10 protein-coding genes are annotated in these 20,770 nt (G+C 51.6%); 9 read left to right on the top strand and 1 reads right to left on the bottom strand.

The window, feature by feature from the left end; translation table 11 throughout:
- Window positions 1–213 precede the first annotated feature (213 nt).
- Window positions 214–1,845 carry a hypothetical protein gene (locus PsAD26_RS08930; protein ID WP_063310111.1) on the top strand — a complete coding sequence of 544 codons (1,632 nt, stop codon included), beginning with the start codon at window positions 214–216 and terminating at the stop codon, window positions 1,843–1,845.
- Window positions 1,846–1,860: 15 nt separating this feature from the next.
- Here the strand turns inward: PsAD26_RS08930 and PsAD26_RS08925 are convergent, their stop codons facing one another.
- Window positions 1,861–2,454 carry a TetR/AcrR family transcriptional regulator gene (locus PsAD26_RS08925; RefSeq protein ID WP_063310110.1) on the bottom strand — a complete coding sequence of 198 codons (594 nt, stop codon included), beginning with the start codon at window positions 2,452–2,454 and terminating at the stop codon, window positions 1,861–1,863.
- A gap of 168 nt (window positions 2,455–2,622) precedes the next feature.
- Here PsAD26_RS08925 and PsAD26_RS08920 point away from each other — a divergent pair, with 168 nt between their 5' ends.
- The 8 genes from PsAD26_RS08920 to PsAD26_RS08885 all read left to right on the top strand — a co-directional run bounded on the left by PsAD26_RS08920 (window position 2,623) and on the right by PsAD26_RS08885 (window position 20,477).
- Window positions 2,623–2,985: a hypothetical protein gene (locus PsAD26_RS08920; protein ID WP_063310109.1), complete on the top strand. Its 363-nt coding sequence runs from the start codon at window positions 2,623–2,625 to the stop codon at window positions 2,983–2,985.
- Window positions 2,982–3,887 carry a phytanoyl-CoA dioxygenase family protein gene (locus tag PsAD26_RS08915; RefSeq protein WP_063310108.1) on the top strand — a complete coding sequence of 302 codons (906 nt, stop codon included), beginning with the start codon at window positions 2,982–2,984 and terminating at the stop codon, window positions 3,885–3,887. The genes PsAD26_RS08920 and PsAD26_RS08915 overlap by 4 nt, the downstream gene beginning before the upstream one ends.
- 4 nt (window positions 3,888–3,891) lie before the next feature.
- On the top strand, window positions 3,892–4,224 hold the full coding sequence (locus PsAD26_RS08910; protein ID WP_063310107.1) for a DUF962 domain-containing protein: 333 nt from the start codon (window positions 3,892–3,894) through the stop codon (window positions 4,222–4,224).
- A 154-nt stretch (window positions 4,225–4,378) separates the two neighbouring features.
- Window positions 4,379–4,753 (top strand): hypothetical protein, encoded by a 375-nt coding sequence (locus PsAD26_RS08905; RefSeq protein ID WP_063310106.1) that lies wholly within the window; start codon window positions 4,379–4,381, stop codon window positions 4,751–4,753.
- Between the two features lie 28 nt (window positions 4,754–4,781).
- On the top strand, window positions 4,782–5,297 hold the full coding sequence (locus PsAD26_RS08900) for a GNAT family N-acetyltransferase (RefSeq protein ID WP_063310105.1): 516 nt from the start codon (window positions 4,782–4,784) through the stop codon (window positions 5,295–5,297).
- Window positions 5,298–5,409: 112 nt separating this feature from the next.
- Window positions 5,410–14,592, top strand: coding sequence for a DUF6603 domain-containing protein (locus tag PsAD26_RS08895; protein WP_063310104.1), 9,183 nt, complete (start codon window positions 5,410–5,412; stop codon window positions 14,590–14,592).
- A gap of 27 nt (window positions 14,593–14,619) precedes the next feature.
- Window positions 14,620–16,728 carry a hypothetical protein gene (locus tag PsAD26_RS08890; protein WP_063310103.1) on the top strand — a complete coding sequence of 703 codons (2,109 nt, stop codon included), beginning with the start codon at window positions 14,620–14,622 and terminating at the stop codon, window positions 16,726–16,728.
- Window positions 16,725–20,477 carry a hypothetical protein gene (locus PsAD26_RS08885; RefSeq protein WP_063310102.1) on the top strand — a complete coding sequence of 1,251 codons (3,753 nt, stop codon included), beginning with the start codon at window positions 16,725–16,727 and terminating at the stop codon, window positions 20,475–20,477. Before PsAD26_RS08890 ends, PsAD26_RS08885 begins: the two co-directional genes overlap by 4 nt.
- Window positions 20,478–20,770: the final 293 nt, after the last annotated feature.

Below are 20,770 nucleotides of genomic sequence, written 5' to 3'. Positions count from 1 at the left end.
TTCTGTGATGACCGTCACATTTTCAGTAGCTTCAAAGGCCAGAGTTACACCTTCATCCTTCCTCCCTGAAAATTACAATAAAATCTTTGCCCTTCTTCAATTCTCGATTAACTCAACGACGCATTTCACGCCATCTCCCTTAAGATTGCTCAGCATTTTGGTCTTATAGGTAAGTAAGAAGCAAAAATATGCGCATTCGATTGGAGCATCTCGATGCCGAAGTCTGACCTCACTCCCGAACAGAAAAAATGGACTGATCAGGTCCTTAAGCACTTGAATTTAAAGAATGTGGATGAGGTTCAACCGGACGAAACGCATTCTGACAATACAGAGCACAACAAGCGTCCCAATGAAGTGAATCCGGGGCAACCTGGAGCACGGCGTGCTCGCGTATTGGTTTCTAAAGACAGTACAGCTGCACATCAGGAGCAGGCAGCACGCGCGGCAACTGAGTTTAAAGCTGAAATTACGCAGCTCTCCAATAGATACCAGGCGCTGGCAACAAATGCACAAAAGCTGGACGCGCAGGCCCGCAAACAGCTCGTGACAAAAGAGCATATTGATCTCTTCAAAGTACAGATCGAAAAGATCAGCAACACCTTCAAGCAGTTTAACAAGAATTTTTCTGGCCAGCAGCGACCTGATGCCGGAACTATAAGCGTGCTCAAGACCTTGCTGGATAAGGTCCAGTATCACATCACCGAGGGAAAGAAGGTTCTGCAGCAGGGATGTGAGCACGCTGATGCGATGATTGCCAAGGAGATGCCAGCTGTCGAGGCCTACCAAAACACCGTTGAAGACACTTTCAAGCATCGCGATGAGTTGACGCAATGGGGCGTTGATACCACTGACTTCGATAAGGCTCACCGTATTGCAAACCTTCCGCTCTTGCGCATGCAAAAGGCGATTTCTGATCATAGTTATCAGGGCCTGAAGTTCATGCTGGGTAAGATTGCTGGCAAGAAAGAAGCCTTTGTAAAGGCCTATGATGATGCCAAGGAGCAGATCGAGAAAAACAAAGAAGAGGCGCAGCAACAACTGGATAAAACACTTGCTGACGCCACATCCTTAAACAAACGTGCGCCAGAGCTTGAACACTCGCCCGAAGCGCTCACACAGTTTACCTCAGCTTTTGAAAAGGTTGCGACTTCCACTCCAAAAGGACAGCAAGCTTTAAGCACCGGCGATTATCAAGGTGCAACAGCCATTTTGCACGACAACGAAGGCGCACTGTTCCAGATGCAGCAGCTCTGGTTTAGCAATGCGACCACGGCAGATGGGGAAGCGGATCAGCCCATTGAGAAGGGCAAACCAATCCCAACGCGCAAGAAGATTGAAAACCTGCGCCGTGCATTGGAGCAAGCCTATGAACGGTTGCCCTTTATCAAAGCTTCCCTGCCGAATGCTCATCAATATGAAGCTGAATGCAAATCACTGAAGACATTGCTCACTTCAGCTCAATCAGATCTGATTTCCGGAAGAATTGAAGACGCGGAAGAAAAGGTCCTGCCACTCCGAAAAATCCGCTTCCAGCTTTACAGTCTGACCCATAAGGCCAAGGAGCAGGTTCAGTGGGTTGAAAAGCAACTTACTCAGCTAAAAGACGATGCCAGTTCCTGGCTTGATCGTCACAAAGACCTCAAGCTCATCAGCCAATCAGATGAAAATGCCAGACAAAGCTTCGACGCCTATGAAAAAGAAGCAGAAAACGTAAGAAATCACTTCGACAGCGCAGCAGGCCATATTGAAAACGGCAAGGCAATTCAGGCACAAAAATCCGTCGATGAAGGCATGAACAGCCTGAAGCGTCTGATCTCTCATGCCTCAGATATTGAACTGGACTAACCTCCGCATTGCGGTTTAGGGCTGCAGAAGTTTTCGGATGCTCCTCGCCAGAGCTCGTTTTGTTTCCGCGCTATCTGCGTTCTCTGTCATGAGCCAACGTGTAAGCAACCTATGCGCCATACCCATAATCGCCTGCCCTAACAGTTCAGCAGAAGTTTCATCCCAGACTGAACCTTCACTTTGACCATGTGCAATTGTACGGGTGGTTTCATCGTGTAAAGCAACATGAGTGAACTGGGTCTTACCCATCCAGTAAGCCTGTGGGATGTTCAAGAATACAACACGCGCTATGCCTGGGTTGGCAAAATAGAACTCACACCAGACATCCAGAAAGACCAGACACTTATCAACCGTGTTATCAGCAGTACCAGCGGCAGCCATTGCTTCTGCATAAAGGTTATCAAGATCTCCTTTAATGCAGGCGTAGAGCATCTCTTCCTTATTGCCAAAGTATTTGTAGACCGTTTGTGGGCTCACCCGAGCCTGCTGACAGATCTGCCGTATCCCTACATCCTGATACATCCCGGAGGAGAAGATCTCCAGAATGGTTCGGCGAAGTGTTTCAAGTGCTTCCGGCTTTATTGTTCTGCGGTCAACATCAACGGTCATTCCGATTGGCTCCCCCAATTTTTGCCATTGTATCTGGTTTTCGACTGTCTCCTAGTCGCCTTGTTCCCTCATGTACCGAAAAACACTCCAGTTTTGATCGAGATCAAATAACTTGACACAACAACAAGACTCGGTAACGCTGTTTCCATATATTCAGGAGGGAGAATTTTGGGGGAGTTTCAAACTTATCTGCCAATTTATGCAGTGGTTCTCGCCGTTATACTCAGTGTCGGCGAAACGCTCATTTTAATCAGAACCGATAAATATTGGCCGTTGTCTATCGACGACTATCTCGCATGCAGTTTACTCGTCTTTTCTGCTTTGATTTTCGAAAGCACAATGGGCATCGCTCTTATGCTTTGCGCATGGGCGTTCATGTCTGGCAACCTCTACGCAATGCTGTTTACGCGGCTCGACCCGCAAACGGGAACCCGCGAACGCATACCAGCCCTCTCAATTCTTCTTGGTGCAGCCTCAATCGGTCTTCTTGCAACCTTCGCAACACTCATTTCAAGGATGGTTCCAGCATGACACTGACAGATACCGCTAACACAATTGATACAGGGTCCTACCAAAAGGATGGATACCTGTTTCCCATCAAAGTGCTTGGACCAGACAATGCCATCCGCATGCGTGCAGAACTTGAAGCAATTGAGAAGCTGCAAGGGCATCCCATGGACAAAGCGCAATGCAACAAGTCATATCTTCTGTATGACTGGGCAGATGAACTCGTCCATCATCCGGTTATTCTCGACGCGGTTGAGCAACTGATCGGGCCGGACATCTTATGCCTGATGACCAACCTGTTCACCAAGGAGGCAGGCAGCAGTTCCTACGTTTCCATGCATCAGGACGCAGCCTATTGGGGCGTAGACGCTGATGATGTGGTCACCGCATGGGTCGCGTTGAGCCCGGCCACCGCCCAATCAGGTGTGATGAAGGTGGAGCCTGGCAGTCACAAATCCATCCGCACGCAAATCAACACCTACGCCAAAGACAACCTTCTCACCCGCGGACAGGAGATCCCGGAGGAAGAGCTGGAGCCGGAAAATCAGATCTATATGGAGCTGAAACCCGGTGAGATGTCGCTGCACCATTTCAAACTCGTGCATGGCTCGGATGCTAACACCACAAGCGATCGCCGCATTGGCTTTGCAATCCGTTATGTGGCTGCCAAAAGTAATGTAAGCGCCGATAACCAATCTGCATTGCTGGTGCGCGGGCAAAACCACACAAGCATCAGCATGGAGAAACGTGCGAAGGACTTGAACCCAACACAGCGCTATCGTGAACACGCCCGCGCCATGCGCAATTTGGTCAGGTCTATGCTTCTTCCACAAAAAGAGGCAGGATTGGGAGAGCGCGCAAGATTGTTCATCACGCGTCAAGCCGGGGTACTAATAACATACTACCGGCAAATCAAGGGGGGATAACGCAATGAGTGAAGCAAACAATAGCCATAACCAGCAGTTTGGCAGTTTCAAAGAGTTCTATCCATTTTATCTGGCAGAACATGGGAATGTCGTGAGTCGCCGATTGCATTTTGTGGGAACCGCGCTGGTGCTTTCGCTGCTCACTTATATCATCTCATTCGGCCTATGGACGCTGCTGCTTGCGGTCCCAATCGTTGGCTATGGCTTTGCTTGGGTTGGGCATTTCTTTTTTGAAAAGAACAAACCAGCCACATTCAAGTTTCCGTTTTACAGCCTGCTTGGCGACTTTGTGATGTTCTTCGACATTTTGCGCGGCAAAGTTTCTATCCTGAAATAAAGTGTTTGAACCAGCTTGCGAGGACGGGCAAGCGGGCAATTTTCAGCACAGCAGCAACGCAAAACCTTAGGTAAAGCCCACAGATCTTGGTGCTTGTATTGGTCATGGCAGCAACTCACAATGCTCATGTGACCAATACAAATCTGAGTGTCCTATGAAAAACCTCAGCCTGGCAATTTCGCTTCTCATTGCCTCGTCCAGCATTGCCTCTGCCGGAATGACCTCCGATCTCAATTCTGCCATCGCCAATATGTGCGAGAAACTGAAGACCTGCGCGTTCCTGCAAGTCGGCATCAACGCTTCTTCAAAGAGAACCCCGACAGCAACCGCCATCAACAACAGCGTCAATCAAGCCTGTGCTCTAATCAAAGCAGATTTCACCAGTGCGGCAACAACAAATACTCAGAAAAGAAAGGCAATTGCCTGCGCATCCTCAGTCACAAAAAAGGCCTGTAGTGAACTCAGCCAACCCAACGCCCCAAGCCCCCCAGCCTGCAAAGGCTTCCAAAGTTTCAAGCGAACAAGATAGGCAAGCCCAAGCCCCCTCACCGATTACCATGGACCTTACTCAGCAACCTTCACTAGCCATCAACATACGCCCAGCCAAAGCCACAGAGGTTGATCTGTTGGCTGCAATCGAGCTGGATGCCTGGCGAAACGGCATCAAACCTCTCCTCCCCGTTTTGTGTGCGGAGGTCGTGGAAGCAAACAACCCTTTCCAGCCCTTCGTTCATGCTTGCATTGAGCATATTTTAGTTGCTCAACTCGGTGATAACATCGCTGGTTTTGCAGCAAGAGAATTCAACGATAACCGCATCACCGATCTCTGGGTCTATTCTCTCTTTGAAGGCAAAGGCATCGCCACAACTTTGCTCATGGCCCTAGAAGCAGAAATCCAAAACGCTGGCTACACCACCGCCCTCATCACAGTCACCGCCCAAAACACCAGAGCTCACCAGCTTTACACCCATCTAGACTACAAAGTGATCCGCAAAGAGACGCGATATGATCGCGCCTTGAAAACAAGCTTGGAGAAAGTTGATTTGGGGAAGATCTTTGAGACCCAAATTTAAGACCTTCATTAACCACGTTCTTTCTTGATACTTAGCCTTACTCACGCGGGCCTTTGTCGCCCGTCTTCCCTCACAGACTTGAATGCAACTCAAGATGTGAGGAACAGGCGCCGTGACAATAACAATAAATGAAAAAGACCTAGATGCTGCCACACTGCAACTGGCTGTACTCGCCGGTTTACTCATCCAAACAGAGGAAGGTTCCTCTGAATACTCGCTGGTGGAGGACTGGTTTTCTGATCCAATCTCTCATCTTGCTGACGGTCTTAAAAATCCCCAGAGCAATCTACCTGCCTTGATCAAAGAACTTATCGGTTCACGCAGTGGTGCTACTCTCAATATTCCCAGTGCTTCAACAGATAGCCTCGGCACCTGGTATCCGCTGCTGCAAGCAAATGATGCAGAAACTACAGCAGATGTGTCCGGCCCATACCTCATTTCCAGACCAGCAACTCAGGGCGGACTGACATATGGGGTGGGTTTCCAGACAGTTCAAAATATCTCCACCGATCTGCAGGCCAGAATTTGGGGCCTTCTTCCGATTATCATTGTGAATGGATCGCCTGAGGTGGCGCTGACAGATCCGGACGAGAGTATTGTGCTGGGTGTCGAGATTGCCAGTTCATCGGGACCGGTTGTCGAAGTCGCAGGCTTTTCATTAGATGGCCTTCAAATGAGCGTCGCTATGGTTCCTGCGAATACAACAGGTTCTCCCGTCGACATTAGTCTTGAAATTCTTCAACTTAAGATTCCAGGAGAGGCACAGGCCAACGATGTTAACCTAGCCGATTTCCAAGCCGTTTCTAATGAAGAAATTATGGGAGCTGTACGAGGGCTTCTCATCGCGGCGCTGGCGCAGGTCATGCCAGCAGACTCGCCTGAGATATCCTTACTGTTCCCTGCAATAGGCTTTGGCGGACAGGTTGCTGATATCGGAGAGGTCCCTGCCCTTGACTGGCTCTCGTTGCTTGAGAACAGTGAAGACCTGACCAAGCCCTTCGTCGATTGGCTCCTGCAAATTTCTAGTGATACCAAAACGCTCAATGCTTGGGGCGCTGCATTGACTGGCTTGATCACTGGCACAATTACACAGGCCTCTGGCGAAGGAACTCCAGCAGCCCCCTATCAGTATGCCCTCCAGACCATCGGAAGCGTTGGGACGCTATACCTGACACTTCAGGCAACGACTAGTAATGATGGCACAACTCACTTGCTGCCAGGTTTGGCGTTTGATGCAGATGCCGTCGCTTTGGGAACATCGGAAGCTCAACTTGTTCCGTCGGCTTCGCTCACGTTTGTTGATCTTGGTTTCAACAGCGGTGCCCTTTCTGTTGCACCTGCACCATTTGCTGCTCAGCTTACCCTTGAGAGCAAAACCCAAGGCTCGGACCTCATCAGTGCGATATATGATGGCAAAGCCTTTGCGGTTGGATCACTGGAGCTGGGGATTGAACTCACTCCATCCGGTGAGAATGTAAACCTCTTGCCGAAGTTTGAGCTTGTTTCCGTTGAAATGGCCGGCTCCTCACACGCCTCTCTCAATCTGTTGCAGCCGGAGAAGGTTGCAAGTGTCGTTGCTGGTGATCTGGCATCTGCGGTGAGCGAAAAGCTCCACGATTTACTGGGCACATCTGCGGGTACACCTGGTTTTGCTCTTTCTGTCTTGATAGGCCTTGCTGCTCCCACCAGCAGTGGTTGGACGCAGGATCTTGCACCTCCTCTCAGCACGGATGAGTTTGCAAGTAACATTACAGATCCCTTAGGGGCTCTGCAGAAGTGGTATTATGCGGTCCTTAATGCGGATCAACCAATCTCTGGTGCACTACCTGCCCAATGGATTGCGCAGATGATAGCAACCTTGATGACCAGTGGTTCACAAGCGGTCTCGATATCATCTGCAGCCGGAACTTCGCAGGATCCCTGGCTATTCCCGCTCATGGGCGCTCAGATCAAAGCTTATCTGCGTGCCTATACAGAAGACGCAAATCTGATTGTCGGACTTCAGGTCGGAGCAGATTTTGAACTGAGTTCTGAAACCCCGCTGAACATCTCGCTTGGTGCCGACCTTCTCACATTGGAAACTTCCAGCGCCGATCAAGTACTGTCAGGCGCAAATGCTTTCAATGCGTTGAGCTTTCAGATTGCATTGCCAGAAGGCGTCACCACCTCCGCGGTCTCCGGCATTACCCTTGGCATTGAAGGGGCTGATGCGCAGGTCAGCTGGTCATCAGAAAATGGGTTTGGCTGGCAGATCAATGTGGCTCAATCTCAGTTGAAAGACGGTGACACGGTTGTCGCAAGTGGCAGCAACCTGGAATTCGCACAAGGTGTGTCCTGGGTCGATAAATTATCCGGTGCGGGTGCAGCCACTTTTGCTCCTTTGCTCGCTGGGATTAGCGGTTTGGCTTTGCTGCGCACAGGCACGCGCGCAGGCTTGCTGCTGGATGGATGGTTAGGTCTGCTTGGCGGAGCAACTGCACAGAACATGCCTGCTGGCATTACATGGCCCGACGATATGCCACGCGTTGGCGCTGACATTCTCACCAATCCATTGGAGGCGATCAACAGGCAGATCAACAGTCTGCTTTCTGAGCAAACACAGGCGCAAGCTGCGCTGTCTTTACTTGGCTGGGCTTTAAGTGATGATACATCCGCGCCGCAGATCTCAACTTCAAGCAATGGCGATCCCTACCTTGTCCCATTGCCGACGTCCACGGGCATCAATCTGGCTATCTGGGACAAGGAGGACGCAGGAGACGGTGTTATCGTTGGTTTGCAACGGACTTTTTCTCCAGAGACTCTGGGCGACGTTGTTATCTCCGTTGAGACTTCTGCTGAGCTGTACTCCAGCTCGACTTCGACTGACTCCCACACGCCTTCTGTTACCCTTCTTGCTGGTTTGTCGGGTGTAAATGGAGATCTCATCCAGAACACATTGAGCTCCGCCCAGATAGGTCTCACATTGGTGCTCACCTCAGAGGGCCCGGCTATAGCGCCAATTTTGTCGGTGACCCCTGCTGATGAGAATACGCCAATCAGAGTAGATTTTGACAATCCAGCAACCGCTCTTTCAGCCGCCCATAGCGAAGTACTGCTAACCCTATTGAACAAAGGCGTTGCAGCATTTGTAGACGCTTATGGCGGCAATGAAACACTCTCCAAGCTAGGCGGACTACTTGAAACAGCTGGCCTTGCAGTAATGGTGGATGGACAGTTCGCTCTGAACGCTCAAGCATGGCTGCAACTCACAGCAGCTCCGACTTCGTTCTTTAAAGAGGCGGGAAATTATCTGCTGGAGCAGGTTCAGCAACGAGAGGATCTGATCAACCTCATCAAGTCTGTGTCCGGACTTGAATGGCCGAGTGTTCCAGACGAGCTGCTGGCTGTTCTGGCAGCTCTGGACCTGATCACTTCCAAGGAGGATGGCTACCTCCCTGTCCCGAACTCAATTCTGGCATTGATGTCAAATCCTGCATTGTTCCTCCCAACGCAACTTTCTGCGTTGATGGACAGTGCAGAGAAAAGAGCTGCTCTAGCAGCTGCTTTTGTTCAATCCACAGCCACAGCAAGTTTCGGTCCTCTGGAACTGACGGTTTTGAATGCAAACGACTTCAAACTAGAGCTTACCAGTCCCGTAACTTTCGGTTCTTCTCTTCAGTTGGATACATCCATCAGTTTTGATCTGACAAGTGAGAGTTTGACAGCCTCAGTGGATCTGAGTGCACCCCAGATTGAGAGTGCTCTGACACTCTCTCTTTCGAGCAACAGCTTTGAAAGTGCTGAACTTTCAGCCGCTGTAATGCTTGGTTCCTCTGATGGTTCACTGAAGCCGACACTTGTCGCTCTTTATCCATTTGATGCGAACACCCTCTTACAGGATCTTGAAAAAACTGTTCCAGCCATGTTGCTGGGTCGTGTCGTTGCTGACGCTTTAGACACGGTCCTCAGTACTCATCCCGTTGCTATGGGTGTTGCCGATGCCCTTGGCCTTACTAAAACAGGTGAAGATGATCGTACCTATATTACATTGCCGATACAGTTCATTGAAAATCCTAGTGATTGGCTGCTGGAGAAAACTCAAATAGGCCTCAACGGCGTCTTTAATGTGGAAGGCCTGAGCCGTTTGCTTTCGCAACTACCAGCAGAGGGTACACCCGGTTCCGGCATTTATCTGAGGCCCGCAGATAACAGCGTGACGGTTGCAGGCCTGCCATACAATCTTGAATTGGTATTTACCGCAGATGTAGATGCCAATCAGTTTTCGATCTCACCACGGTTGGCGGAGGAACTGCAGCTTTCTGATGACTTCTCAATCTCAGAACTCTCATTCGGGCTCGCTTTAACGCCTGATTTGGTTCCGGTTCCGACAGCTCAGATCGCGCTGTCTGGTTCTATCTCAAGTACGGCTCCTCAATTCGAACTGACCGCCGGCTTTGATAACACCTTCATGTTGTCTGTAGGGCAGCAGGAAGGCCCAACCTTGAATCTTATCCCCTTTAACGGCTGGATGGAGTTTGCAGAGGATGTAGCAGCTCAAGCGACCCAAAACCTCATTTCAGAAGCAACAGCCGAGTTGCTAAGTAAACTGAAAACTAGCGGTGCTTCAGACTTTGTCAATAAACTCGAAACCGCAGCGGAAGCTCTTCAAATTTCTGAACTTGTTGATGGATTGATCCAGTCAGCGACTGAAGCAGATAGCGGCCAGTCTCTGGAAGAAATTGCGATCGAATGGATCAAGCAGAGGCTGTCTACCGTAAATGCTTCAGCTACGGCACAAGCGATTGCCACATTCCTCTCTACTGAATTGGAAGGAGTATCCGCGCAGGATGGGTTGGTCATTTACAAACTGGATCAGAGTGGTTCCTCTCAGATTTCTTTTGGTAGTAAAGATGGTCTGGTTGGCCTTTGGACTATGGCTGGATTTGATGCCGGATCGGGTATTCAGGTTACACTCTCTGAAACCGGAGTTGGCTATCCCCTTGCGACAGGCGGTGACATTCAATTTGATATGGGGCTGAGTGTAGAAGCTGACCTGTTTGGCAACACCGGTCCGCGTATCGCGTTGGACTGGTCTAACAGCAAGAGTTTCTCTCTTATCTTCAATCCCATTGGAGGTGGCAGTGCCTATGAGGTGTACAATGCACAACTTCTGCCCGTGCCATTCCCCGGTGCAGATGGAACTGCAGGCGGTGGTATAGATGCATGGCTGGAAGATCTGGCCTTACATGTTCTGCCGCGTTACGCAGCACTTGGTTTGCTCAACGCAAGTGTCACAAAGGCGTGGCTCACTCAAAAGCTATTGGGTGGAAAGATCCCGGCTCCCGGCACTATTCTGACGTCCATAGGATTGATCAGCGAGGATGATGGCCTCTACATGCCCGCATCTCCGGAGGCAATGGCAGATAAAACCGTCAGCAGCGTACTTAGCTCTTTGATCAACTCAGTTTTGGGCACATTGACTGCTGGTGCTCCACTTACTCTTGTATCCTTACCAGATGACGGCAAACTGCAAATCAGTTCAGACACCAGTGACAGTTCGGAGACAACATCAGACTATACTTTATCACTCGTGATCCCGAGTATTTCGATCAAAAACAGCGGTGTTGCCCTTCAGCTTGGTAACTCAGAAGCAGGTGACTGGATTAAGCAGGCCGGAAAATCCAACACTGACGATTACAAACCCGGTCTGGCCGTCACGCTCAGTGTTCCTGAAGACGGGCCAGATTTTGAGCACATGCAGTTTTCAGCGGCCTATATTGGGGCGTCTCTGGATGGGAAAAACGGCAAACCACTCATTGACCTCTCGCGTTTTTCTCTAGGAGGTATCACCGCTCAGGGTCTTCTTGCTCTGAAGTTTGGACAAGATGATCCTGTTGAAAGCTATGGCGCCGGAGGTGATCTGGTCAACATTGCATTTGCACTCAGCCCCGGTTCCGTCACAGGTTCCAGTGCAAACCCAGTTGCTCAAAACTTGCTAGGGTCTTCGTCCTCAAGCGCTCAAGGAGCCAAACCTGCTGTAAACCCCGCGTTTGATGCAACATTGGGTTGGATCTCAGACGGCACCTTTGGCGCCGCACTAGAACAAGACGGCAAACCAGTTTCAGAAATTTACCTGCAAGTTCAGCGCAGTTTTGGTCCCTTGCAAGTGGATGGTATCGGTGCCGATTGGCACGCCGACACACATAGCCTCGGGATGCTGTTTGATGGCGGCATTGAAACCACGGCTGTGACGCTGGAGGTGATGGGACTTGATATTACTATTCCCATCACCGACCCAACCAACTTCGATGGATATGGTCTGGATCTTTCTGGCCTAGCTCTCGCATTCAAAGGTGGCACGGTTTCGCTTTCAGGTGACCTACTGAAGCAAACCAGTGACAACATCATCAGCTATGACGGCGAGATCAACGCATCCACCAGTCTTCTGGGACTTACAGCGGTTGGCTCCTATGCCCTCATGCCTGCAAATCCAACAGATGGAGGAACCCAAACCACGTCACTGTTTGTGTTTGGTGACGTACGCACCGGTGGCGCGCTTGGCGGACCGCCAGCCTTCTCCATTCAAGGCTTTGCCGGTGGCTTTTCAGTCAACCGTGGCCTGACATTGCCAGATGTGAGTGAAGTGGACAGCTTCCCTCTCATTCAGGCGGTCTCTGATCCCACATTCATCGCGGAAGGAAGTTCCCCAGGTCAGGTGCTGGCCAAATTTGATGAGGTCATCCCTCCCCAAATCGGTAATTACTGGGGCGCAGCTGGCATGAATGTCTCCAGCTTTGAGCTGGTGGATACCTTTGCCATGCTCATTGCGAACTTTGGCGCCAGCTTTTCATTTGATGCAATTGGTCTGGCAAAGGCGACCATGCCGCCAAACGCCTCCTTCGATAAGGCTCTGGCCTATATCGAGCTGGGCGTCACCATGAGCTTTGATCCCTCTGACGGTGAGTTTGCGCTCACAGGTCAACTCTCTCCAAGCTCCTTCCTGCTTTCGCATGATTGCCATTTGACAGGTGGTTTTGCAGTCCGAGCATGGTTTGGAGACAATGAGAATGCAGGTGACTTTGTCATTACTCTAGGAGGTTATTCACCCGCCTTTACACCACCGAATTACTATCCAGCCGTACCACGTGTCGGTTTTGACTGGCGCATCAATGATGACACATCCATCACCGGGGGCACCTATTTTGCCCTCACCCCAAGTGCCATCATGGCCGGTGCTGATCTAAGTGCACAGTTCCATTCCGGTGAACTTCATGCCTGGTTTGATGCTGGTGCGGACTTCCTGATCAGCTGGGCGCCGTTCTACTACAACATTGATGTGCACGTGGATGTAGGTGTTTCCTACACCATCGACTACTGGATCGGTTCCTCAACCTTCTCTGCATCTCTCGGAGCTGGTCTGAACCTGTATGGCCCACAAACTGGAGGTTCGGTCTATGTAGACTGGGTGATCATTTCCTTCTCCATTCCGTTTGGAGATGGTGGATCAAGCAGTCAGGCAGCCTTGTCGTGGGATGCATTTGCACAAAAATTCCTGCCTAAGAATGCTCAAAAAGACGACGAGATCGTCCCACTGATTGCGGCTGTTCAGGCAGGTCAGGTGTCAGGTGCAGCGGCCAATACGGTGCAGGCCAAGACCGCTGAGTTCAAGATCACCTCGGCTATTCCGGCGACCTCGGCCACGTTCACGAACACCTCCCAGACCTTCAACGGTTCTGCTCCTATCGGCGTGAAGCCTGTGGGTTGGAAAGACAGCGTAGATACGGAGCTGACCGTTTCCATCACATCAGCAGACGGAACAGAAGAAACATCTGGTTTTACTGTGGAGACAATCACAAATGGCGTGCCGTCCGCTCTCTGGTCTGATGGCAGTTCGACAGCTGGTTCATCTGACGAAGATGCAGTCATCAAAGACGCAATTGTTGGACTGGCCATCGGTACCACTGTGTCTCAACCAACTGGTGGTGTAGGCCCAATCACGATGAGTTCGGCTTACAAGCCAACCTGCGCACAAAGCTCGGATGCGCCGCTGCCATTTGCGGATATTCCGCAGATCAACGGAGATCAGCCGGAAGCACAGGACAATGCGTTTGATGTCATCCAGTCGACCATCGCATCGACAAGTGTTGAGCAGACCAGATCCGCAATCAGCACGGCACTGAACAGTGTGAATCTGACTGCCATAGACAACCCGGATCTGAGTATCATGAAGGAGTATGCCGATCAGATCATGATTGCGCCTCCACAGCTGGCAACTATCGACACTTATGTGGACACACCGCCGGTGGCCTCCAGTACACCGCCGGCAATTGCCCAACCTTCCACCGACACCTCTGGCTCATCGGAGGTTCTGGAGCAAACAGGAAAAGGCAGCGTGGATCTGATTGCATATGGCAGTTTACGAGAACTTCGTGGAGTAACTGTAGCTTCTGGCGGTTTGCCATCCAGAAAACGTGTCCGTTGGACATGGCGCAATCTAACACCGTTCCACTACAGGATACCTGAGGTCTCCGCAGAGTCAGGTCGTGCTTACCTCTTTCAGGCATCAAAGAGCACATTACCGCTGCTCCTCGATCTCAGCGGGTTCAATGACGTATCGCTCAGAGTTGTCGCATTGGATCGCGCTGGTCGTGTGCTGCTTGAAACTGAGACCCACGATCAGACTGTGGCCTTGCCAGCCAAAACGTACCGTGCGGCGGTGTTCTGTAAAACTGGCCGGGACAACATTCCATTCCACCTTGATGGCTGGATGATCGACCAAAAGCTGATGCTAGCCGGAGATGGCCGCTTGATTGGAGAAGGTTGTACGGTCTTCACCCGCGGAGCTTTTGAGCAAACCACTCCGTTCAAGCCTGGCCCTGTTCTGCTGAAAAATGTCATCGACGCGGACGTGCTGGAAAACGTGAATGGCGCAAGCATCAATGGCACGCTTGAGACATGCTTCCCGAGCGGCGCGCGGTCCATCGCGATCACGGTGGGTGCAAGCGAGGTGTCTGCACAAGACATCCTGATCAAGCACGGCACTCAGGTTGGAGGCTGGAAACAGGCCACGCCTTCACAAACGCTCGATCTGGGTGATGCAAAAGTCTTCTTCTTTGAAGGCACAACTGATCAGCCGGTGCGTCTACGTACAACGGCATGCCCGACCATCAAGGGCGTGTTTGCCAGCATTCAATCCTCGTCAGAGCTCAAAGCCACCTGGTCAAGGCAGACCCTCAGTTCATTCGCCGCCCCTGTCACAGGCAAAGCGAAGAGCAAAGCGGCAGGCCAGATCACACTGATGCGCGGCACTGATTAGAACCAGACGAAGAGAAGGAATTTTCCAATGCAAGAACAAGCCTCCAACACCTCGTCTGGCCTGACTGCTGGACAAGTTGAAATCTACGATAAGGATGTACCAGCCCTTCCATCGGGTAACTACACCCTGTCGGTTGATCAAACCGTGAAACAGGATGGAACCTGTGCTGTCAGTTCCTCAAACGGAGATCAGTGTACGCCCTACTCCACATCGCTGGATTTTTCTGTCACAGGCCCTAAGCTCTCCATGAGTACGGATCAGGTGGTGGAGGTTTTTCCTCCATCGCGATCTCCCGGTGCCTGGCAGGAAACATTGCCGTACATCACGCTCAGCTCTCCTAGTCTACCGTGGGAAAGTGAGCTTACCGTACCAAACACAGACCCAGTGGAACATGCACCGTGGCTGGCGCTTGTGGTGTTGACCGAGGACGAACTCGGCGGTTCTGGTCTGCCTGTTACCTCTGGGACTGTCGGTACGCTCATCACCCCGTCCTCGGCAGACATTCTGGCACCTGTCATCTCTCCGGCCCCAACCACGCAAGAGCAGGATGAGAAGATCCAGATGCTCGACATTCCCAAGGATGTGTTTGCAGCCAACATGCCGTCTGCAGCGGATATGAGGCTTCTTGCCCATGTGCGCAAAACAAGCAGTGATGATGGAACGACAACTGGAGAAGCTGGGACTGAAACTTACTCCATCATCGTCGCCAACCGGCTCCCTCAAACCGACAAGAGCAACTATATCTTCCTGATCAGCCTTGAAGGCCTTGGTGAGTATTTGCCGGGTGGCAGCCAAAGCATTGCGGAGACTAAAACCGCTGTGCGGGTCGCCGTGTTGTACTCCTGGCAAATGGGAACAGTCACAGACACCGGTGATTTTTGTACTGACTTTCAGGAGATCTCGGAAAGCGGCGGCGCCGGCATGTTCAAGATCAAGAGTACTCTTGAAGGACAGGCCGGGACAATTCTGGAGCAAGGCTTTGTCCCCCTCACCTGGAACATGCGTTCTGGTGAAACCATGACTGCGTGGTACCGCGGGCCATTTGCACCTGTTGCCACGAAAGAAGATCTAATTACACCTCCTGAAACCTCAGGCATCCTGCCTGCAGTTTTACATAGTGATCAGCTGCTGCGATATGATCAGTCAAACGGCGTCTTTGACGTTTCTTACGCTGCAGCCTTTGAGGTTGGCCGCCTTTTGGCACTATCATCCCCCTCTTATCTGACACAAATTGCAGGCTGGCGTTCAGATGCAGTCAATCAAGCGCTGGAACGCACCAACAACGCTTACAGTCAGGCGCGGGATTATCTCAGTTCTGGTGGAGCAACATCTTCAGAAAACACACTTCCTCCTCCACCGGTGAGCATTCAAAGCTGGCTTGCTCGTCAGGCGCAGCTTACCGGTCTGCCATTTTCCTATCTGGTTCCAAATGCGAGCTTACTGGACGCTGAGCAATTGCGTTTCTTCGTCGTAGATCAGAACTGGATCTACTACTTCCTCATGGGCGCGTTGAGCGTTGGCATTCTGGATGACAGTTCCCTCGCCCACTATCAGGGCAGCGCGCACACCACAGTCACGCAGGCTATGACACAGGTGAACAATGGAGAAGGTTGGGTTGAGCCAATCACCGGTTACCTGCTTCGCTCCAAACTAGTCACTGACTTTCCGAAGATGGTTGTTTCAGCAAAAGCTGCGGACGGTAATCCTCTTGTCTGCCTGCAAAAGCAGAACCTTTCAAGCTCGGTTGCTTTCGGCATGTTTTATGGCGTTCCCGAGAGTGTCAGCTTCACTCAACCGGAGCAACATTTACAGTTCGGGATCTTTGACATAGGCGGCAGACATGTGATCCCCGCCCGGTATATTTCCGGCTCCAATGTCGGAGGTGAAATTCCAAATGAAAGTGGTGGTGCTGACGACATTGATGTTTCTATGCGCACAGGCAGTACAGGCGTGGTGAGCATGGACGCCACCGCCCGGCTGTTGGCTGCGGTCATCACCGCAAATGACAGCTATCTGCAAGGTTCTTCAGATCTAACATCCGGTCAGTTTGCTGTTCAGCTGATCAAGCCTGCTGGCAAATTCACGTTCAGCTGGTCCTCAACTTCTCAGAATAACACCAATGGAGAAGCAGCATGACTTACAATGAAACCGCAGTCTCTCCCGTGGTAAGCGGACCACGCATGATTGCTCCGATGCAGATGGATTGCTTGCTGGTTGGCATGCCCAACCAAAAGGCAAACTGGGCCAAGCTGGGCCTCAACTATGACGACCTGCTGAGCGGCAAATCTGCCATTACAACCGAAGTTTCTCCCAATTATGCTTTGGAAACAGGAGCTCACCTACACTTCACCGTGCCTAAAGCGCTGCGTCATGGCACACAAAATGAAGAAGGCATGATGAGTTATCCAGACCTGCCAAACCGTTGGCTGGTCACGCGTATTCTCTCTACATCATCGGCTGCAAAGCCTGCGTTGACCTCCTGGATTATCGAAAGCGACTATTTGAGTGAGGTCACATCACAAACGGAAGCGCAATGGCTGCTCAACACAGCTGTCAGCTCTAAAGACACACCTCAACTCGTGGCCAAAGGTCTGGGCCGCGCGATGCCATTGGCTGAATGGAATGCCGACCCGCTTTCCAATGCCGCTGACATTACCGCAAGTGCACCCGGATCCATCCGGTGGGCTGCAGCTTACAGCGGAACACAAAACGTGCTCTCCTTCCATGACCCGCTGACAAACTATGACACGGAGAATGTAACCGTAGGCTACATGTTGATTGGTTGGTATCAGCCAGTCACGCAAGACCCGTTCGCGGGTGTTTCCCAAAAGTCGACTGCAGAGGATGCAGAAGCTCTCTGGCAGCAGATCATGACCGAGTTTGCCTGGACACTTGCAGGCGGCGAGACCGAGGCTAAACAGGACTGGGAAAAGTGGCTTGCCGCAAAATACCCTTCCTCAGCAACCACGGAATGGATCTACCCCAGCCAGATGCTGTGCAACAGCGTCTACCTAAATCTGCCGTGGCAGGGCAAAGACCATGACTACACTCCTGGGTCTTCCGGGGTCACGGATCTGGCTTTGTCTGTTGGGCAAAGCTCCAGTCAGGCTTTGGCAGCATTGCTTGCAGCAAACACTGCAAGCGAAACAACGGCTTCAACAGCAGTTACAAGCACTCAAAAGAATGATCTCCTGATGTCCGTGTTTGGCAATTTTCCAGCCGATACGTACAGCAGCACCGTCAACTTTGATGCCACGGCTCAGGCCACCACCTTCTCTCCTACACCCGGAGGAATCCAGTGGGTTGTTCGCCCAGCCAACGCAAACAATGCAGCTCCCGGCACATTGCCCGCAAGCAGCTCTGCTATCTCCGTAAATCTTACTAATGATCAGGTCTCGCTTCTGGTAGACCTCAACCAGTCACAGGCAGAGGTCGACCAGATCTCTGAGTACATTGCCGACCTGAATTGGCGGATTTTTGCGGTTGCCTACCTTGAAGAGCAAGCAAAAACAGCAGACAGCAATGGGTTTGACGCGAGCCCTTACACAACTGCTTTAGCTGCCTTTAAGTCTGAAGTGGATGATCAAAACACCAAACTTGCAAACGCAACCAAGTCCGTAAATGATCACAAAGGCCAGCTGGAAACCAGCGTTGGTTCCACATTTCAGGTTTTGCAAAGTCCGCTTTCGCAGTTCATGTCTCCCAATGACCCGGCAGTTATTGTTGCAGGCAAAGGGATCGCAGGCCAGACCTTAACCGCCGCAGCTTCAGCAACCCAGAAAACCACGCTGGACGTGCGAGTAACCGGAGAAACTCTGAGCAAGTTCACATTCTCCTGGACATCGGATTACAGCAGCAATCCCATCTCTGGAAGTGTGTCAGCCTCTACCTTGTTTAGCGACCTCGGAATTACCAGTTCCTCGCTTCTTCCTGTTGAGTATCAATGGCTTCTGGCAGAAGCAATCCTGCTCAATCCAGGCAATGCTCAATACATTGCAAGCTTAATTGCAAGTGAAGCCGGACAAGAGCTTACGGCCAGCGAGCTGGAAGCATTCGGCAATGCAATCATCACTGCACTGCAAACGATTTATCCAACCAGCGGCAGCGATGAAGATCACGATCCGGTTTCTAATGCACCCCAGTACTTTACGGGTGTCGCCCCTTCTGCGGTTGGTGTGAGCCTGTCTTACTCTGCACCATGGATCCCGTTGGTTCTGGATTGGAAAGCAAACTGGTATCCAGACACATCACAGTCTTTAGGGTCTACAGGCAGCGGCCCGTTTGAGCTAAGCGGCCAGACAATCCTGAATGGCACCGCTTTTGGTGTCTTTTCGGCTAGACTGCAAAACTTCATCAAGCCCTCACCACAGTTCAGCAAGCTGACCGCAGAGGAGCAGTCATTCCTAACTGATGCAGAAGCAACGGGCACTGGCTTTGATGTGCTCATTCAGACCATGAGTGGTTTTGAAGAGGCATTTTTGAGCCGTAAGCAGGAAATGTCCATGCTCACCTCTGATGATCCTGACATTCGGCAGGCAATCCTCTCTGCGTCCTCTGCTGTTCCAACAGATACGGAACTGTATGCGCCTTTAAGAGCGGGGCGTTTTGAGTTTACCGGCGTTTACATCGCAGACGCCTTTGGTCAGGTTCTGAACGTGATTGATGATGGTGAGACGACCAATCCGGTGGTGACAATACCACCGGCACTGCACTCAGATTCCGGCGCAAACTTTGCCGCATTGGAGCCAGCTCTGACACAACCGGCAAAGCTTGATCTCATGCTGATGAGCGCGGCAACCTTTAACGGCTCAGAAGAGACCTCAGTCTCCGTCCCTGTCAACTCCGCCAGTGCCTCTACCCCCATCATCGGCTGGCTTCTGCCAAACCGGTTGGAACAGTCCATGATGGTGTTCGAGGCTGATGGCACTCCCGCTGGCACAGTGCGGTCCATCTACTCTGAAAACAGCGCTGGTTTGCGTTGGGAAAGTGCTCCCGGACAGCCGATCTCTCTGGGAACGCCTCCAACGGTTCAAAACCCACTGTTTGAAGACATGTTGACCGGCTTGCTGGCAACCCAGCTCTCAGAAAGTGACGCCGCACTGGAAGGGCTGTTGCAGCTTGCAGCGCTCAACAGCTGGGCCATGAGCGCAAAAGGCGGTCAGCCGCTGAATGGCAATCTACAGGAAATGCTCGGAACCCCCATCGCCGTGGTCAGCGCCAGATTGGCACTGACCCAGCAAGGACCGCTGATTTTGGACCCTGTTGATCTCACCGAGGCCAGCTTGCCGGCATCTCCCGTACAAGGGTATCAGACGACCTGTTCCATTGGCGACTTTGAACTGGCAGCCTCCGGTGTTCTGGGCAGCTATGTCAACGGCGACTTCAGCCAGCTGATCACAGCAAGGAACTATCAGCAGGAACTGACAAATGCCTCTGCAGAGTCTGTGAAGCAAACACTGACCCGATCAACAACAGAGGCAACGGGAACCTACATCAACTCCGGTGCGGATATTCCCGTCACAGTGAGCAGCACACAGGCGCCCGCATATGTTGATCTGGTCCTGCTGGTTGATCCACGCGGTCAGATCCCGGTGACATCCACACGGCTTCCTGCAAACTGGGCTCAGCTCACCCCGCAAATGATCGCCCCTGCCCTGCAAAACATGTCTGCCAACTTCCGGGTTGGTCCGATCCTGACGCCAGTGGATGCGATCAGCCTACCCCTGCCCGGCGGCACACAGGGACAATGGCAGTGGGTGGAGGTCAAAGGTACAGGCTGGGAGGTGACTTCCCATTTGCTCACCCCGGACACAAGCCCCCAACTCGGAAGCGCCCCCGCCGTCATCCGGGACGGCTGGCTCTCCATGCCCAATGTCGAGAAGTAACGGAACAGAGTGAGGCTTCGGCCTCACTCTAAGTTTGCTGTATTTTGTGCAGCAATTACAGATAGACTTGTCTTAACAACGTAAGTTTCACGATGGCAAAGCAAAGCAGCACACTTCTAAACGCAATGCTGTGCTTTAGGAAATTTCATAAGTGTTTCAGTGAGTTTGTCTTTTTTCGAGCATTTTGAGGATACGGGAGAAGCGAGAAAAAGACTGGGTTGCCGCAAAGGCAAAGCCCTTCCAGCCAGCGAAAATAAAACGACGCACGAGCAAGTACTTGAACATTTCAACAG

Origin of the sequence: Pseudovibrio sp. Ad26 (assembly GCF_001623285.1) — a bacterium.
Lineage (GTDB): Bacteria > Pseudomonadota > Alphaproteobacteria > Rhizobiales > Stappiaceae > Pseudovibrio > Pseudovibrio ascidiaceicola.
The sequence above is the reverse complement of the archived record's forward strand: the minus strand, read 5'-3'. Positions and strand labels throughout refer to the sequence as shown.

Bases quoted from the DNA above. Each gene is read 5' to 3' on its own strand.
- PsAD26_RS08905 (WP_063310106.1), top strand. From the start codon at position 4,379: ATGAAAAACCTCAGCCTGGCAATTTCGCTTCTCATTGCCTCGTCCAGC.
- PsAD26_RS08930 (WP_063310111.1), top strand. From the start codon at position 214: ATGCCGAAGTCTGACCTCACTCCCGAACAGAAAAAATGGACTGATCAG.
- PsAD26_RS08910 (WP_063310107.1), top strand. From the start codon at position 3,892: ATGAGTGAAGCAAACAATAGCCATAACCAGCAGTTTGGCAGTTTCAAA.
- PsAD26_RS08925 (WP_063310110.1), bottom strand. From the start codon at position 2,454: ATGACCGTTGATGTTGACCGCAGAACAATAAAGCCGGAAGCACTTGAA.
- PsAD26_RS08900 (WP_063310105.1), top strand. From the start codon at position 4,782: ATGGACCTTACTCAGCAACCTTCACTAGCCATCAACATACGCCCAGCC.
- PsAD26_RS08885 (WP_063310102.1), top strand. From the start codon at position 16,725: ATGACTTACAATGAAACCGCAGTCTCTCCCGTGGTAAGCGGACCACGC.
- PsAD26_RS08915 (WP_063310108.1), top strand. From the start codon at position 2,982: ATGACACTGACAGATACCGCTAACACAATTGATACAGGGTCCTACCAA.
- PsAD26_RS08890 (WP_063310103.1), top strand. From the start codon at position 14,620: ATGCAAGAACAAGCCTCCAACACCTCGTCTGGCCTGACTGCTGGACAA.